Source organism: Mucilaginibacter sp. HD30 (genome assembly GCF_054061755.1).
This window is the reverse complement of record NZ_JBSSEO010000001.1, coordinates 1,091,379-1,106,312: the sequence shown is the minus strand read 5'-3', so window position 1 is coordinate 1,106,312 and position 14,934 is coordinate 1,091,379. Positions and strand designations below refer to the sequence as shown.

The 14,934-nt window shown below is 40.6% G+C and carries 16 protein-coding genes; 11 read left to right on the top strand and 5 right to left on the bottom strand.

The window, feature by feature from the left end:
* Positions 1-3: 3 nt before the first annotated feature.
* The 3 genes from ACVW2L_RS05470 to ACVW2L_RS05460 form a co-directional block, all read right to left on the bottom strand.
* Positions 4-840, bottom strand: coding sequence for an amidohydrolase family protein (locus ACVW2L_RS05470; RefSeq protein ID WP_457126953.1), 837 nt, complete (start codon positions 838-840; stop codon positions 4-6).
* Between the two features lie 10 nt (positions 841-850).
* Positions 851-1,879, bottom strand: a complete 1,029-nt coding sequence (locus ACVW2L_RS05465) for an aldo/keto reductase (RefSeq protein ID WP_457126952.1) — start codon at positions 1,877-1,879, stop codon at positions 851-853.
* A 209-nt stretch (positions 1,880-2,088) separates the two neighbouring features.
* Entirely contained in the window at positions 2,089-2,973 is an 885-nt protein-coding gene (locus ACVW2L_RS05460; protein ID WP_457126951.1) for an AraC family transcriptional regulator, read from the bottom strand.
* A 267-nt stretch (positions 2,974-3,240) separates the two neighbouring features.
* Between ACVW2L_RS05460 and ACVW2L_RS05455 the strand changes: the two genes are divergently transcribed.
* The 4 genes from ACVW2L_RS05455 to ACVW2L_RS05440 all read left to right on the top strand — a co-directional run bounded on the left by ACVW2L_RS05455 (position 3,241) and on the right by ACVW2L_RS05440 (position 9,432).
* A complete protein-coding gene (locus ACVW2L_RS05455; RefSeq protein WP_457126950.1) occupies positions 3,241-6,357 on the top strand; it encodes a SusC/RagA family TonB-linked outer membrane protein in 3,117 nt (1,038 codons plus the stop codon).
* A gap of 10 nt (positions 6,358-6,367) precedes the next feature.
* The gene (locus ACVW2L_RS05450; protein WP_457126949.1) at positions 6,368-8,065 is read left to right on the top strand and encodes a RagB/SusD family nutrient uptake outer membrane protein; all 1,698 of its coding nucleotides are present in this window, start codon (positions 6,368-6,370) and stop codon (positions 8,063-8,065) included.
* A 704-nt stretch (positions 8,066-8,769) separates the two neighbouring features.
* A complete protein-coding gene (locus ACVW2L_RS05445) occupies positions 8,770-9,129 on the top strand; it encodes a nuclear transport factor 2 family protein (RefSeq protein ID WP_457126948.1) in 360 nt (119 codons plus the stop codon).
* Positions 9,130-9,219: 90 nt separating this feature from the next.
* Entirely contained in the window at positions 9,220-9,432 is a 213-nt protein-coding gene (locus tag ACVW2L_RS05440; protein WP_457126947.1) for an ATP-binding protein, read from the top strand.
* A 157-nt stretch (positions 9,433-9,589) separates the two neighbouring features.
* On the opposite strand, the gene ACVW2L_RS05435 is transcribed toward ACVW2L_RS05440, so the two are convergent.
* The gene (locus tag ACVW2L_RS05435) at positions 9,590-10,444 is read right to left on the bottom strand and encodes a PAS domain-containing protein (RefSeq protein WP_457126946.1); all 855 of its coding nucleotides are present in this window, start codon (positions 10,442-10,444) and stop codon (positions 9,590-9,592) included.
* A gap of 144 nt (positions 10,445-10,588) precedes the next feature.
* Positions 10,589-11,170, bottom strand: coding sequence for a DUF892 family protein (locus ACVW2L_RS05430; protein ID WP_457126945.1), 582 nt, complete (start codon positions 11,168-11,170; stop codon positions 10,589-10,591).
* Between the two features lie 243 nt (positions 11,171-11,413).
* On the opposite strand from ACVW2L_RS05430, the gene ACVW2L_RS05425 reads away from it, so the two are divergent.
* The 7 genes from ACVW2L_RS05425 to ACVW2L_RS05395 all read left to right on the top strand — a co-directional run bounded on the left by ACVW2L_RS05425 (position 11,414) and on the right by ACVW2L_RS05395 (position 14,724).
* Positions 11,414-11,779: a response regulator transcription factor gene (locus ACVW2L_RS05425; protein WP_457126944.1), complete on the top strand. Its 366-nt coding sequence runs from the start codon at positions 11,414-11,416 to the stop codon at positions 11,777-11,779.
* Positions 11,780-11,789: 10 nt separating this feature from the next.
* Complete coding sequence (locus ACVW2L_RS05420) at positions 11,790-12,305, top strand: DUF892 family protein (protein WP_457126943.1); 516 nt, start codon at positions 11,790-11,792, stop codon at positions 12,303-12,305.
* An 11-nt stretch (positions 12,306-12,316) separates the two neighbouring features.
* On the top strand, positions 12,317-12,646 hold the full coding sequence (locus tag ACVW2L_RS05415) for a hypothetical protein (protein ID WP_457126942.1): 330 nt from the start codon (positions 12,317-12,319) through the stop codon (positions 12,644-12,646).
* A gap of 153 nt (positions 12,647-12,799) precedes the next feature.
* Positions 12,800-13,162, top strand: coding sequence for a response regulator (locus ACVW2L_RS05410; RefSeq protein WP_457126941.1), 363 nt, complete (start codon positions 12,800-12,802; stop codon positions 13,160-13,162).
* Positions 13,163-13,180: 18 nt separating this feature from the next.
* A complete protein-coding gene (locus tag ACVW2L_RS05405; protein ID WP_457126940.1) occupies positions 13,181-13,717 on the top strand; it encodes a DUF892 family protein in 537 nt (178 codons plus the stop codon).
* Positions 13,718-13,927: 210 nt separating this feature from the next.
* The gene (locus ACVW2L_RS05400) at positions 13,928-14,227 is read left to right on the top strand and encodes a type II toxin-antitoxin system TacA family antitoxin (protein ID WP_457126939.1); all 300 of its coding nucleotides are present in this window, start codon (positions 13,928-13,930) and stop codon (positions 14,225-14,227) included.
* Positions 14,227-14,724 carry a GNAT family N-acetyltransferase gene (locus tag ACVW2L_RS05395; protein ID WP_457126938.1) on the top strand — a complete coding sequence of 166 codons (498 nt, stop codon included), beginning with the start codon at positions 14,227-14,229 and terminating at the stop codon, positions 14,722-14,724. The genes ACVW2L_RS05400 and ACVW2L_RS05395 overlap by 1 nt, the downstream gene beginning before the upstream one ends.
* The last annotated feature ends 210 nt before the right edge of the window (positions 14,725-14,934 follow it).

The window sequence follows — 14,934 nt, the reverse complement described above, 5'->3', positions numbered from 1 at the left end:
TTTCTATTCAGATAAACTATAAAACTTAATTGCATTTTCTCCAAAAACCTTTGCTTTTTCGCTTTCGCTATAGCCGGAGAAATAATTTTTAACTATACCGTACACTTCTTCATACGTGGCAGCAACTTTACAAACAGGCCAGTCAGATCCAAACATTATCTTATCAGTTCCGAAGGCTTCAACTACAACATCCATATATGGATCAAAATCTTCGGGTGTCCAGGTATGCCAGTTGTTTTCGGTAACCATGCCCGAAATTTTACAAAAAACGTTATCAAATTTACCAAGCGCCGCGATATCTACATCCCAGTCTGATATTATTTTGTCTTTAATATAGGGTTTGCCAATATGATCTAAAACAAATTTTTGCTTCGGAAACTTTGCAACCATTTCACTAACAAATTTTAACTGATCAGGAAAAACCAGAATGTCATACGTAAATCCATATTTTTCAAGCAGCGATATGCCGTTTAAAAATTCAGGACGGAGCATAAAATCGCGCTGCGGCTCGCCTTGTAACACATGCCTAAAACCTTTCAGTTTCTCAAACTGGCTGTAATACTCCAGCCTCTGCTCAACATTAGCTGACGAAAGATCAACCCAGCCCACAACTCCCTTTATAAAGTTATACCCTGCTGCGTTTTGTAACTGAAAATGATTTTCTTCCTCAGACTGATCAGATTGAACAATTACGCAACCATTAATGGCATTATTCTTAAGTACCGGCTCCAGGTCCTCTGGAAAAAAATCCCTCTGAATTACCGCCATTTCATCATTTATCCATGAATCCCTTATGGGATCATATTTCCAAAAATGCTGATGCGAGTCAATTTGCGTCATATTGCTTTTTCTAATTAAAGGGGCTATCCAGCAACCCTCTTTCAACCATTTTTATCCAAAAGTCAGTTGGAATAACTGTATGGGCCATATTTACATTATCCTTAACCCGCAAAGGGTTGGTAGTACTCAAAGCAACACTTTTAACACCCGGCACGTTTAGTGCATAGGCCACGCAGGCGGAAGCAGGGGTTATATCAAACTCTTTACAGGTGGTAAAAAAATCTTCCCGCCATTTTAAAAGCTCCTTATGCCCCGGAAAGTTTTCATCCACCAATTTATAATCGTAATGGCTACCGCCAATTAAAAATCCTGAATGAAACACAGCCGAATTAATAATAGGAACGCCTTTCTTCCCCATATCTGCCATAAATGTCAATAATTCAGCCGGGTGGCTTTTAATGGTCATACTATTGGCCACCATTATCCAATCAAGCTCAACATCTTTGGCTATCCTTACAATTGTTCGCCAATCCTTCGCGCCTATTCCAACTGATTTAGCCTTGCCACTAGCCTTTAAATCTGCCAAAGCTCGGTAAGCGTCCATTACATCACTATATCTTTTTACTTCGTCTTCAGCGGAGGTAGCCGCAGCCAGGTACTCGTCGGGGTCGTGTACGGAAACCATTTCAGACGACCAGCCATTTAACAACTGGTTACCTTGCTCAAAGCACTTCATCATCCCGTCGTAGCTTATCATTTGAACGGCGTCATGCTTAATATCGATCCACACCCCTTTCTCAAATGTTGGTTCGGGAGTTTTCAGTTCGGTTCTGAACCAGCCCAGTTTGTTACTGATCACTACCTTTTCCGGGTTTACGTTTAAATCGCTCAATGCCTTACCTATCGACTCAAGTGACAAACCGGCGCCATATTTACCGGCCGAATCAAACACCACTTTACCCGGCGAATGTTTAACACACTCGGCAATTATATCCCGCTTCACAGTATCGCTAAGGGCAACAAATAAATTTCCAAGACTGCTTGTGCCAAAAACTATTTTTGGCAAATCCGGAGTTAACTGATTTAAGGTATTGGTCATAATTTGTTCAGCATTATTTGCAGCTTAAAATACTGACCGCATATAATCTTGTAAGTAAATTTAAAGATATCAATTTATTAATAAGCCTTATTTTAGGGGTATTATTTATTATTGGCAATGATTGATCGGGCTTCAAATTAACTGTATAAAATTTGTTACCGATTACAGGAAATTAACCTGTTATTAAGCAAAATTAACATTACAGACCGCTAATTATCAAGCGCCGAGCTTGGAATAATATGTTGTTTATAAGTAAGCGGCGTTTTCCCGGTAATTTGTTTAAAAACAGCATGAAACGAAGAAAAGTTGTTAAAGCCGCTTTCGTAACATATTTGCTTTATACTAACCTCGTCCTCAATAAGTAGTTTACATGCGTGGCTTACGCGTATCTCATTAACAAATTGAAAATAAGTTTTTCTGGTTTTAGCCTTAAAATACCGACAAAATGAGTTAGGTGCCAGGTTAGCTATCTGGGCTATTTTTTGTAATGAGATCTTGTCTTTAAAATTAGCAAATGAATACTCATAAATAAGGTTGATCCGGTATTTATCAGATTCTTCAAAATTGTATTTAAAACCTATAGACGACAGTAGTTTTCCGCTACTGCTGGAACCGATTAATGCAAGCGCTTCCATTAATAATACTATACGTGAGTGGCCTTCAGAAACTGACAATTGCTTTATTAAATTTGAGATTATAGGCTCCTTTCTGGCTGAAATCAAAATGCCTCTTTTTGCCTTCTCCAAAGCGCGTTTAATAATTGCGTTTTCCGGTAGTTCAAGGAATGGTTTACCCCAAAAATCTTCGTAAAAATGGACTACGGTTGAATAGGGATTATCATTGTTGCTATTCAACTGCTTTTCTTTATCAAATTTAAAGTAATGCGGTAGATTCGATCCGATCAAGATTATATCCCCCTCATGAAACCTTTTTATACTATCACCAATAAATTGCATTCCCGAACTACGGTGAAGGTATATCAGCTCAACTTCCGGGTGAAAATGCCATCTGCTGTTTACGTTTGGTACACGGTCTAACCTTATACTAAACGAAAACGCAGATTGATTAGAAACTTTTAATAGTTCGGCTTCCATATATAACTCAGGTAAACATACCCATTTTAAGCATTATGTTTCGTGTGATGGTAATATTCCTTAATAAAATGGTAATTATGTATAATGCTATCTGATTAATTAAAGGTTAAATTTGGGATACCAAGTATAAAGTCGTTCAACCCAGTTTACGGCGACAACCTATGAATTATGTAATTATAATGCCTATGAGAAAATCAAACTGATCTCCTATTGGCTTCGAGCCAGCATGTTTTTATTAACCAACTAATAAACTAAAACCAAAAAATTATGACATTAAATTCGAAGGTCATGCTTCGAGCATGGACGGTATTGTCCAAAAATTTGCTGATAACTACATCGATTGCGACTGTAATTTTGGCTAATGTCACCAAAGCGCATGCAAATGCACCGGTGATAAGGATCAATACCATCATCTTGCTGCCACAGCAAAATGTTACGATAACCGGTACAGTTACAGATGAAACTAACCAACCCATGCCGGGTGTTTCGGTAACTGTTAAGGGAACCAGTATCGGGATAGTTACTGATGGAAGTGGAAAATATTCTATAGCAGTACCCAGTAACGCTACCATAACCTTTAATGTTCTGGGGTATCAACCCCAGGATATCCCGGTTATGAACGGAAATGCAGTAAACGTAAAGCTTGTGCCTGTACAAACTCAACTAGATGAAGTTGTTGTTGTTGGTTATGGCGAGCAAAAGAAAGCCACTGTTACGGGATCTATAGCATCAGTACAGGGCGCAGAAATTGCTAAAAACCCTTCGCCAAACGTTACCGCTACGCTAGCGGGCAGACTACCGGGCCTTGTTGTTAACCAACGTAGCGGAGAACCGGGACGGGATGACCCAAGTATCGTTATACGGGGTGGGGCGTCTTTAGGTCCCAATGGCCCGCTGATAGTAATTGATGGCGTGCCGGGTCGTGGCAGTTTTAGCCGTTTAAATGCGGAAGATATTGAAAGTGTAACTGTGTTAAAAGATGGTTCTGCTGCTATTTATGGTAACCGTGGTGCAAACGGCGTTATTTTGGTGACGACAAAAAAAGGCACCAAAGGAAAACCAACATTTGATTTTACCTACAATTATGGGTTTCAAAGCCCTACCAAGGTGCCGCAGATGTTAGACGCGGTAACTTATGCTGAAGTTTATAATGAAGGTGTAGCCTATCGTGGTGGCACAACGCCATTTTACAGCGCTGACGTTATCCAAAAACTACGTGATGGATCTGATCTGGTAAACTATCCAAATACAAATTGGGCAAAACTGGTATCAAAACCATATGCAGCCCAGGAACGCATTAACCTGCAGGTTAATGGTGGTAACGATGCAGCCCGTTATTTACTTTCTTTCGGAAGCACGTTTCAGGATGGCTACTTTAAATATAACCCTACCAGCAACAGGCAATATAACTTCCGTGCAAGGTTAGATGTTGATATTAGCAAATACTTATCAATAGGTGCAAATATCAATGCTATTATTACTAACGGAACATACGCACCGGTTAATACGGGTACTAACTTTGTAAATATATTACAAGCAAACCCTACACTTGTTGGTTTTTATCCCAATGGTTTACCGGCTGGCGGCAGGTTGGGCGAAACACCGCTATTGCTTGATAAGCGCGGATCAAACACCAGCGATAATTTGCCCATACAAACCACCTTTACAGCCTCATTCAAAGTACCATGGGTACCAGGATTAAGGTTTGATGCCAGTTTTAACTATGATGTTAGTAACACATTCAGTAAATCGTTCTCTGTTCCTTACTTCTATTACCAATATAATGTTAATACAGGCGCCTATGATAAAAAGAGCGGTATAGTTGGTTCCACAGAATTAACAGACAGCTGGGGGAAATCAAACCTGACATTATATAATTACAGGGTATCATACGACATGAACTTTGGAAAACACCACGTTTTGGCAATGGTAGGCGGTGAGCAACAACAATCATACAGCAGGTCGGGCTCCGCATATCGTAAAAACTTTGTTTCTACCGATTTCCCTCAAATTGACTACGGCAGCGCAGCAGGTGCAGACGTAAGAAACGGTGGTAATGCTCAATTGGGTGCATATAACAATGTATTTGGCCGCGCCACATACGACTGGGCATCTAAGTACATTTTCGATTTCAATTTCAGGTATGACGGTTCGCCAACCTTCCCTCCCGGAAAACGCTACGGTTTCTTTCCTTCGTTCCAGGGAGCATGGCGTGTATCGGAAGAAGATTTCATAAAAAACAGTTTTCCGTTTATTGATCAGTTAAAACTTAGGGCCACTTACGGCGAGCTGGGTAGCGACAGCCCTGCCAGCGGAGGTCTTTATCAGTATGGTCAGTATTTTGGTTTTGGTGGTAATTACGTATTTGGCACAGCAGACGTTCAAGGGGTAAATACCCTAACTTTGCCCAACCCTAATTTTACCTGGGAAATTGCCAAAAAAACAGACTTTGGTATAGATGCTTCATTGTGGAAGGGTTTGTTAGGATTTGAGTTTACCCTATTCAAAGAAAATCGCTCAGGAATTCTTATTCAGCGTAACTTTTCCGCTTCAAGGGTTTATGGTTATCCGGGCTTGCCACCTCAAAACCTTGGCGAAGTTAATAATAAGGGCTATGAGCTGACATTGACTCACAGAAACAAGATCGGCAAGTTTTTCTACAATGTACGTGCAAACCTGCAATACAATATAAGCAAGGTAATATATATGGACGAAGTTCCGAATACCTATGCTTATAGAGACCAAACAGGACGCCCGCTCGGCGCAACCCTGCTTTATCAAGCAGACGGTATTTTCAATACGCAGGCTGAGTTAGATAGCTACCCGCATCAGGCAAACCAAAAAGTTGGTGATATTAAGATTATTGACGTAAATGACGACAAAATTATTAACCAGAACGACCAGGTTAGGTTTGATTACAATAACACGCCTAAATATGTATTTGGTTTAAATCTTGACTTCCAATACAGCAATTTTGATATGAATATCTTCCTGTACGGGCAAACAAAAGCCTATAACTACGATGGTGCATTCGCATCATTAGGTAACCAGGACTTTTCTAATGCTTCTGTATATCGCGCTGCCGATCGTTGGACACCTTCAAATCCAAATGGCACAATGCCGCGAACTGATTTTTATCAGCCAGGCAACAGTACGTTCTTTATGAATGACCAAACCTTCTTTAGGCTCAGAACATTAGAGGTTGGTTACACTGTACCTAAAAGCCTTATCAGCAAGATCAAGATCGCTAACGTGAGGATATTTGCGAGCGCATATAATTTGTTTACTTATTCGCCTAAGATCAAATGGTCTGATCCGGAAGTTAACCTGGTTGGCTATCCGCCATTGAAAGTGATCAATTTAGGTGCTAGTGTTAGATTTTAAAAAATTAATCATGAAAAAAATTATTTTATGCTTATTGGTCTTCAGCTGTTTTTCTTGTAAGAAAAACATACTGGACATTGCTCCCACCGACAGAATAGAAGAAGCTGTGGTGTGGACGGACGAAAATGTTGTAAGAGCCTATCAGGTAGAACTTTACAATGCCATCCCTCATGGTTTTGGTGTACACGGTATGTTGGGCAAACATACTGATGAAGCAATAAACACAACGCCAAACGGACAGCCGCCTAACCTGTTTGCCAGAGGTACCTGGAATGGTGATAATATTACCCAACTCGGTAATAATGACAATCAATGGCTATATTTCTGGGACCGCGGCTATCAGTACATCAGAAAAATCAATGTATTTCTGGAAGAGATGGCATTAAACAAAGTTGCCATGACAGATAAGGCTAAACTAATTGCGGAGGTCAAATTTATAAGGGCATACGTCTACTTTTGTATGTTAGAGAGATTTGGGGGTGTTCCGATTGTTGAAAAATCTTATGGATTGAGCGATGATGTTAAATTTAAAAGAGCCACCATTGACGAAGTTGTTAATTATATAGATAAAAATATAACCGAAGCCATCACAGATCTCCCGGACAAATACGCCGCAAGTGAAGGTAACTTTGGTAGAGCTACCAAAGATGCATGCCGGGCGCTTCGTTCTCGCGTGTTCTTGTACGCCGCTTCTCCTCTGTATACTCCAACAAAGGACATAGCTAAATGGCAGAAAGCAGCTGACGCGGCAGAAGCATTATTAAATCGCGGTTATGCACTGTATCCAGATTATAGATTGGCCTTTAACCGCAAAAGTGGCGAGTTTAATGACGAGTTGATATTTGGCAGAAACTTCACTACTGCCAATGGACATCAAACACCTTCGAATAATTTAGGCAGAAGGTATGAAGGTTATGGTGGTTGGTGGGCAAGTAATGGCCCGTCGCAAAACCTGGTTGACGATTATGAAATGACGAATGGCCAGCCGCCATTTATTGTTACCGGTACTGGCCTTACTGCTACAAAAACCATTAATCCGCTATCCGGGTATGATCCCAAGAAACCATACCTTAATCGCGATCCGAGGCTTGAAGCAACTGTTATTCACGATCAAACTGTATTCCGGGGTGATCTGTTCGAAATGTGGGTATCATCTGATGGGAAAACCTGGGGAGTAGACTCTTATAAACAAACAAGCGATAATCCGCGTGGGAACTATCAGCTTAAAAAATATATGCCTGATGCCGATTTGCCAATAAACTGGCAAACCATTTATACTACACCATGGCAAATATTCCGTTTGGCCGAGATCTACCTAAACTATGCGGAAGCAAAATTTGAATTGGGTGATGAAGCCACGGCGAGAGACTATCTTAACAAAGTAAGAGCAAGGGCAAGTGTTAACATGCCACCAATACCTGCCACGGTTACCGGCGAGGCATTAAGACAGCGTATTTATAACGAAAGAAGAGTTGAGCTTGCCTTTGAATCTCACAGATTCTGGGATGTAAGGCGCTGGAAAATTGCAATTGACATTGAAAACAGACCCGTATATGGCATGGACGTTATTAAAAACGTTACAACAGGCGAAAAAACATATACACCGGTTAAAATGATCGAGCGCAAATACGAAGATAAAATGAATTGGATTCCGATTGAGACCAATGAGCTACGTCGTAACCCGGATATTACCTCAGCTCCGTGGTAGTATAAAAGTGTCAATCTTAAACAGTAAGAGGCCGTATCCAATTCATGCGGCCTCTTTTTTTATATGCCGGGGCAATGGCTATAAAAAACAAAAGCCTTAAGTTGAAAAACTTAAGGCTTTATGGTATCGCTTGTTGTCGGGATGGCAGGAAGACAACCCAACTATGTAAATATCTATATTTCAGTAATTTATAAGCACTACTCCAAGCTGTTCACCTTTTTGTTCGCGGGAATGCCTTGGTTTTCGTAAAAATACGGTTTTTAGCTCAAAATCAAAGATTTTTTTTTCTCGGTGACAGGTTCAAGGGCAACCACGACGACAACCTGGGCTACTATCATTATGTTTGTATTCGCTGATTATCAATTGTACTCGCTCAAAAAAGGTAACACGCACCTGATTACCGTCGCTGATTATGGTGATATAATTTATTTTATCACGGCGAACCCGCAATTGAAAACGGTTGACCTCTAGATCATCAGATGAAAAAAATAAAACGGGAGGAATTGCAGAAGAGAGAACAGAAGCGGGTTAGGAATTTAAAACAACGCGAGTGATTCTGAAAAAAAGCAATCGCGAAAAGCCAAAGTATACATTTAACTTTAATTATTCAGAAACAGGTTAGCTGAATGACCTGTTTCTTTAAGAAAATCTCGAAACCTTTTTTTAACACCGACGTTTTTAAAAAAGAACAAAAAATAATTTTTATGAAAAGCGAAATTCTTGAGATCGAAAAAAAATATTGGGACGCTATGACCACTAAAGATTATGAAACTGTTAAAAATTTGACAAAGTTTCCGTGCATCGTAGCGAGCAGGCGGGGCGTGATGAGCGTCGATGAGCCAGGTTTTAAAAAAATGTTTGATCAGGGCAGCGGTAAAACAATGAAAGTCAAAAATATTACAAATGACCAGGTTCAAACAGGCGCGGATCATGCGGTAATCGGCTATGTCATAGAGTTAGATTATGACGGAGTTGAAATGAAATGTGCCTGTACCTCTACGTGGTTGAAAGAGAATGGCACTTGGGCATGCGCCATGCATACAGAAAGTGATATGGAAAAATAAATTGTTCGAGCTAAAAATATCCAGGTTGATAAAATGTACAGGTAAATCAAGCTTATCTGTACATTTTCATTTAGGAAGAGTAATGTATCGGTGTCAGATCAGGGACCTGGTATACCAGCGGAAAAACAGCGATTTCTTTTTGACCGTTATTATCGCTTGGATAACAGCGGCAGCCAATACACCGGCTTGGGTCTTGGGCTATTTATTTGTTCCGAGATCATCAAAGCACATCACGGCAATATTGGTGTGATTAGTGAGGTTGGTAAAGGCAGTAGCTTTTGGTTCAGTCTGCCGGCGGCTTAAATCCGCAGCATGAATTCATCAGAGTTGAATTAGGTTGATGATAACGAGTCTTTGTGAATTTCGTGTTCAGGCAGGTGTTGGTCACAAATTCACCGGCCCTTTTATCCGAAAAATATACTTGTAATACAATTGCCATTAAACCAGCTTAGGAAAATTTTCAATGCGATGTTAACTCAAGTTTAGGCTTGTGCTCATTATAGTCGAACTCACACCGAATCTTTACCAGGATCAGGTCTTTGGCTATACCTTCTACCTGAAGCTTACTGGCGGAGACTTTGACCTCCCTGCATTTATCGTTGGGTTTAGAAAGATGGAAATGGAATCCTTCGAAAGATTTATTCTTAAAGTAAGCGTCAATTAGTAATGTATGGAGGCCGGGATCATTCCACTGGCCCATTTGGATCTGTTCGAATGAACGCCCGATAACATCGCCTTCAGTTTCTTCAAAAATATCATAAAAATTCCCATTGGCTTTAACGATCATAAAATCCTGATCAAGTACAACCAGGCATTCACGGCTGGCGTGCATGATGCCAAAAAGTATCTCTTCTATCTTGCTGATGTATTTCGCCTGCTTTTCAAGCCTGTTGTTAAGAAGATCGATCTGTTCCATGAGATCGGTCTGCATCATTTTCTTTCTTGAGATATCAGTTTGTATACCAATAAAATGCGTTAATGCACCTTCAAAATCTCTAACCGGAGCAATGGACAATTCATTCCAAAACATCGTACCATTCTTTTGGTAGTTGCGTAATTCAACTGTAATAGCCACCCCATTCGTTACTGCGTCTTGCAGCCGGGTCAGTTCGTCCTGCATAAGATCATTTCCCTGAAGGAAACGGCAATTCCTGCCGATCACTTCTTCCCTTGAATAGCCGGTAAGGTTCTCGAACGCATGATTGCAAAAAATGATCGGGTTATCTGCCTGGCGATAGTCGGTGATCACTACACCGGAATTAGTAGATTCCAAGGCCATGGCGAGAATGTTAAAATCCTCCGGCAAAGCAGCCATAATGCTGGCTAGATTTTTATTCAATAAGTATCTAAAGTCCATGAAAATCAATCCCGTTCAAAGTTTCCCTTTTATGTGACATTAAATATAAACAGCTTTTTTTAATTAATCAATGCAATATTAATTCTGTTTTAAATTAAAATTTTAACTGGTCAGGTATTTGGCGGTGATCAGCCGCAGCAGTGTTCTTTCGGTTTTTGCCTCATCAAAATTATCCTTTAATAAGGCGTTGATGTCTTCATTTTTGAATTTTACCGCAGCCATTTGCAGGGCATGAAAGGAGGCCATTTCCAGGCTCTCAATATTCTGTAAATAATAAATGATGGACATGTCGCGCAGTTCTGAACTGGTCGCTTCCTGTTCCGCGCCGCGAAACAGATCGCTGATGAGGCCTTCAAACATCTGGCAGGTACCCGGTTCATATTTTTCCTTCATGATCTCGAAGATCTCCCGCATCCGGGCGATCTGGTTTCGCAGGTCATTAATGCCGTCTTCGATAGCGCCGCGCAGATCTGTAAACGTTGCCAGTTTGAGCACCGCCGGAAAATTTTCAACTAAGTGATTTTTTGCACAGTAGATCTTATTCAGATGTCCAAGAAAATACTGTTTGAGGTCGGCAGGCTGAAGATTCATCTGCGGCTGCCTTGATTGATTTTTGTTTTCCATTTCGCAATCATTAATAGTGCGTTGAACTTTAAAAATAATCAATAACAAATTTTCTGCCATTACATCCGTTAACTGCGCTCATAAGGCCGGATGAAAATGACCTTACCATCACATCAGACCATTGTTGACTTTGTCAAATTCTTTGTACACAATAAAATACAAGTTTTTGCAATTCTTTTCGATCAGCATGTTTTTTATTAGCTTAGGCGTAAAAATTCCTTGATTTATTAATCTTTAGTTATTATTGGAACAGGTATTGTTACCCAATTGACAAAACCTGGTATTTGCAGAAAAATCTTTAGTATGCCGAAGCGGATTTTAGTTATAGACGATGATGAGGATATTTTAGAGATCCTTAATATCATTTTTCAGAATGAAGGTTTTGAGGTTGTGGTTTCGAATACTGGCGAAACTGCGGAGCACCTGGAGCTGATACATCCCGATCTTATTTTACTTGACGTGCGCATTGAGGGCTATCGAAAGCGCGGAAACGAGATCTGTGCCGAGATCAGGAAACACTATCCGCCGGAAAAATTACCCGTTATTTTACTTTCTGCCGAAACAGATCTAGATTCATTAGCTGCGGGTTGCGGAGCGAACAGTTTTATTAAAAAACCGTTCGATATTGCCCAGTTAGCTGACACAGTGAAACATTTGTTAATGACTTAATTTAAAAGATATGCAGCGATCAAATCCTTCCATTGATATCAACCTGGGTGGTGATGAACTGAAAGAGTATTTTTTACTGCACCTGAACAAGGTCTTTTGTGCCAAACAACATCTGCTGTTACAACTTCCACGTTTGGCAGCACTTGCAGCTTTCCAGGATCTCAAAGACGCGCTAGCCGAAACTACGGTGGAGATCAAGCGGCAGCTAGCGCGCATGAAGGATATCTTTGGCAGCCTGAACGCGGAGCAGGCGCCCGATGATTGTAAAGGAATCAAGCGCCTGATCGATGATGTCTTCGAAGACATCGATCTCCAACGCGGTAGCCAGCGCTTGCAGGATATGTCGATCATTTACTACCTCCAAAATATTGAAAGCCTGCAAATTGCCTCGTTTCAGGCGCTAAAAATGGCGGCTGTAAAATTTAATAATAAAGAGGTGAACTCGTTGCTAGACGAAAACTTCAAGGAAGCGCAGGCAGAACGTGAGCTCCTATTATTGTTATCGGCCAAATATTTGATCAATTAAACATATGGATCATGGAAGAGGAATTGATCGGGTACGTTTATGAAGCTGTGAAATCCGGGCTGATCGAACGTTTAGGCCATCACAGTTACCTGGTTATTGAAGAAACGGCAAATGATATGATATATGGCAGCCGCTTGGTTACCTGGTCTAATAACGCCGACCTGGTACGTTTTACCTGGGACGGGAAAGAAAGATCATTTTTGATCGAAGTAACCGCTGACCTGCCGCTTACGGCGAAAAGCAATTGGGTAAGACTCAGCGTGACGTCATTTGATCCGGCTTATAAAAACAAAGAATACCTCGAAGAGATCATAACCCGCGTGATACAAAGCCTCAATTGACCCTGACAGACGTTTATTTTTAACTACACCTTTTAACTATTTCTTCGGCTTTAATGCCCTTTTGCGCGAAAAAACAAGAACTTTTTCAGATTTTATTGCGTAAAAGGCAAATTGGTTAACATTTTGTTTGCATTTGTCTGAGGTCATAATCAGATGAGAAAAAGGATACTTGTTATTGACGATGATGAAGATATTTTAGAAATTCTACACATCATCTTTCAGGACGAAGGTTATAACGTGGTCATTTCGAACAGTTCGGACGCTGTTGATCGTATTCATGAGATTTCACCCGATCTGATTCTGCTCGATATCAATATTAAGGGTTCGGCAAAGAACGGCGCTGAGATATGCGCCGAAGTGAAGGAGCATTACCCCAAACGGCAAACACCAGTGATCCTGATCTCAGCGGAATCAGATATCAGTATCATTGCGAAAGAATGTGGAGCCGATTCATTTGTCAGAAAGCCATTTGATATCTATCAGCTTTTAATGCAAGTGAAAGATTTTATAAATTAGCGCTATCAACACTTTACCATGGAAGAAAGTCCCAAAAAACCAAAGTCATCGGACAAGATCAAATTAGGTTCAGAAAAAATAAAGACATTTTTCATCAGCCATCTTAACCGTATATATGCTGCCAAAACCCATTTGGTAACCCGTTTGCCGAAATTAGCCGCTGAAGTGCAATATGTCGATCTTCATGAGGCCATACAGGAAACTACGAACGATGTAGAAAAGCAGATTGCACGGATGGAACTTGTTTACGAATTGCTCGATACAGCGCCTTCAACAGAAAGCTGCCTGGGCATTACGGGACTGGTAGACGATGCATTTGAGGCGATCGATCAGCACAAAAATCCGGCATTGCGCGATCTTTCGATCATTTTCTACATGCAAAACATCGAAAGTGTTGAAATGGCTTCGTTCCAGATCTTGCAAATGGCTGCCGTTAAACTTAAAAATAAGCAGATCAAACAGCTTTTGAAAGAAAACTACGAAGAAGCGAAAGCGGATCGTACCCTGATGCTGCTCATTGCTGCAAAATATGTAACCGCAGGTTCAGGCGATTAATATGGTGATCGGTCTTATAAAAGATGACTTTGAAGCCTCAAAATGCGAACGGCGCGTATTTAAAAACACCCTCAAAAATATATTGAACATCTATCTTAAAAGTTGCTGGTAGCTGTTTCTTCTTCCATAAAACATTGGAAAAATTCCCTCGTGAGTTGCATTTATTTTTGTACGGAATTTTTCCGTATATTTGCGGTGTTATTTGATGTTATGGAAAGAACACTTAAAGTTGAGAAAACAAGGTTTGATACCAAACTCACCAAGGTTCAGAAAGAACTTTTTGAATTGGCGACTAAAATTGGCGGCTATCGTACATTGACTGATTTTATGCTGTCAACCGCTGAAGAAAAGGCAAAAAGCATTGTTCAGCAGCATGAAGCCATATTGGCTTCTGAAAGAGATAAAAAAATATTCTTTGATGCGATCATGAACCCTCCAAAGCCTGATCAACGTTTGCAAAATGCAGCTAAAAGGTACAAGAAGTTTAATAAAGAGTCTTCCGAAGCTTAATGAGTTATCCGATATTACCGCTACAGTCCGGATTTAATAAGAAAGACTTCAGCTGCGGCAAGGAGATGCTGGATAACTACATCCAAAAACAAGCGGGTCAGGATCTGAAAAGGCGCTTGAGCGCGGTATTCGCGATGGTAGACGATGGCCGTGTTATTGGTTATTATACTTTATCAAGTACAAGCGTTTCCCGTGAACTTGTGCCGGAGGAAGTTCAGAAGAAAATGCCCCCATCTTACCATGATTTGCCTGCTACTTTATTGGGCCGTCTGGCAGTAGATCAAGAATATAAAGGTCAACGGCTGGGTGAATATTTGTTAATGGATGCGTTAAAGGTGGCTTTCGATGCCTCGGAAAAAAACGTAGGTTCCATGGCCCTGATCGTAGATCCCCTCGATGTAGATGCAGAAGCATTTTACTGCAAATACGGCTTTATCAAACTGGATTCCGGTAAAATGTTTTTACCAATGCAAACCATAGCAGCGCTCTTTAAATAGTAAATTAACTGGTTTAAAAGGACACGACTGTCCTTGCAACTTCCACCATATTTTACGAAAAAGGTTTACGCCCAATCTTCAACAGTCAACCAAGCGGTTGTCGTTTATATCTGCTTTTACGTGTTCTCCCAGCAAGTTGTAACCTCTCCCTGCGATAGGCTGATATTTTAGTAAACCGGTGCCGAAAATAAAGCACATCGTTAAAAGCGA

Excerpts from the sequence above, each read along its gene's own strand:
- ACVW2L_RS05405 (WP_457126940.1), top strand. The coding sequence starts at position 13,181 with ATGGAAGAAAGTCCCAAAAAACCAAAGTCATCGGACAAGATCAAATTA.
- ACVW2L_RS05400 (WP_457126939.1), top strand. The coding sequence starts at position 13,928 with ATGGAAAGAACACTTAAAGTTGAGAAAACAAGGTTTGATACCAAACTC.
- ACVW2L_RS05465 (WP_457126952.1), bottom strand. The coding sequence starts at position 1,879 with ATGACCAATACCTTAAATCAGTTAACTCCGGATTTGCCAAAAATAGTT.
- ACVW2L_RS05455 (WP_457126950.1), top strand. The coding sequence starts at position 3,241 with ATGACATTAAATTCGAAGGTCATGCTTCGAGCATGGACGGTATTGTCC.
- ACVW2L_RS05420 (WP_457126943.1), top strand. The coding sequence starts at position 11,790 with ATGCAGCGATCAAATCCTTCCATTGATATCAACCTGGGTGGTGATGAA.
- ACVW2L_RS05395 (WP_457126938.1), top strand. The coding sequence starts at position 14,227 with ATGAGTTATCCGATATTACCGCTACAGTCCGGATTTAATAAGAAAGAC.
- ACVW2L_RS05415 (WP_457126942.1), top strand. The coding sequence starts at position 12,317 with ATGGAAGAGGAATTGATCGGGTACGTTTATGAAGCTGTGAAATCCGGG.
- ACVW2L_RS05460 (WP_457126951.1), bottom strand. The coding sequence starts at position 2,973 with ATGGAAGCCGAACTATTAAAAGTTTCTAATCAATCTGCGTTTTCGTTT.
- ACVW2L_RS05445 (WP_457126948.1), top strand. The coding sequence starts at position 8,770 with ATGAAAAGCGAAATTCTTGAGATCGAAAAAAAATATTGGGACGCTATG.
- ACVW2L_RS05470 (WP_457126953.1), bottom strand. The coding sequence starts at position 840 with ATGACGCAAATTGACTCGCATCAGCATTTTTGGAAATATGATCCCATA.
- ACVW2L_RS05435 (WP_457126946.1), bottom strand. The coding sequence starts at position 10,444 with ATGGCTGCTTTGCCGGAGGATTTTAACATTCTCGCCATGGCCTTGGAA.
- ACVW2L_RS05430 (WP_457126945.1), bottom strand. The coding sequence starts at position 11,170 with ATGGCAGAAAATTTGTTATTGATTATTTTTAAAGTTCAACGCACTATT.
- ACVW2L_RS05450 (WP_457126949.1), top strand. The coding sequence starts at position 6,368 with ATGAAAAAAATTATTTTATGCTTATTGGTCTTCAGCTGTTTTTCTTGT.
- ACVW2L_RS05425 (WP_457126944.1), top strand. The coding sequence starts at position 11,414 with ATGCCGAAGCGGATTTTAGTTATAGACGATGATGAGGATATTTTAGAG.
- ACVW2L_RS05410 (WP_457126941.1), top strand. The coding sequence starts at position 12,800 with ATGAGAAAAAGGATACTTGTTATTGACGATGATGAAGATATTTTAGAA.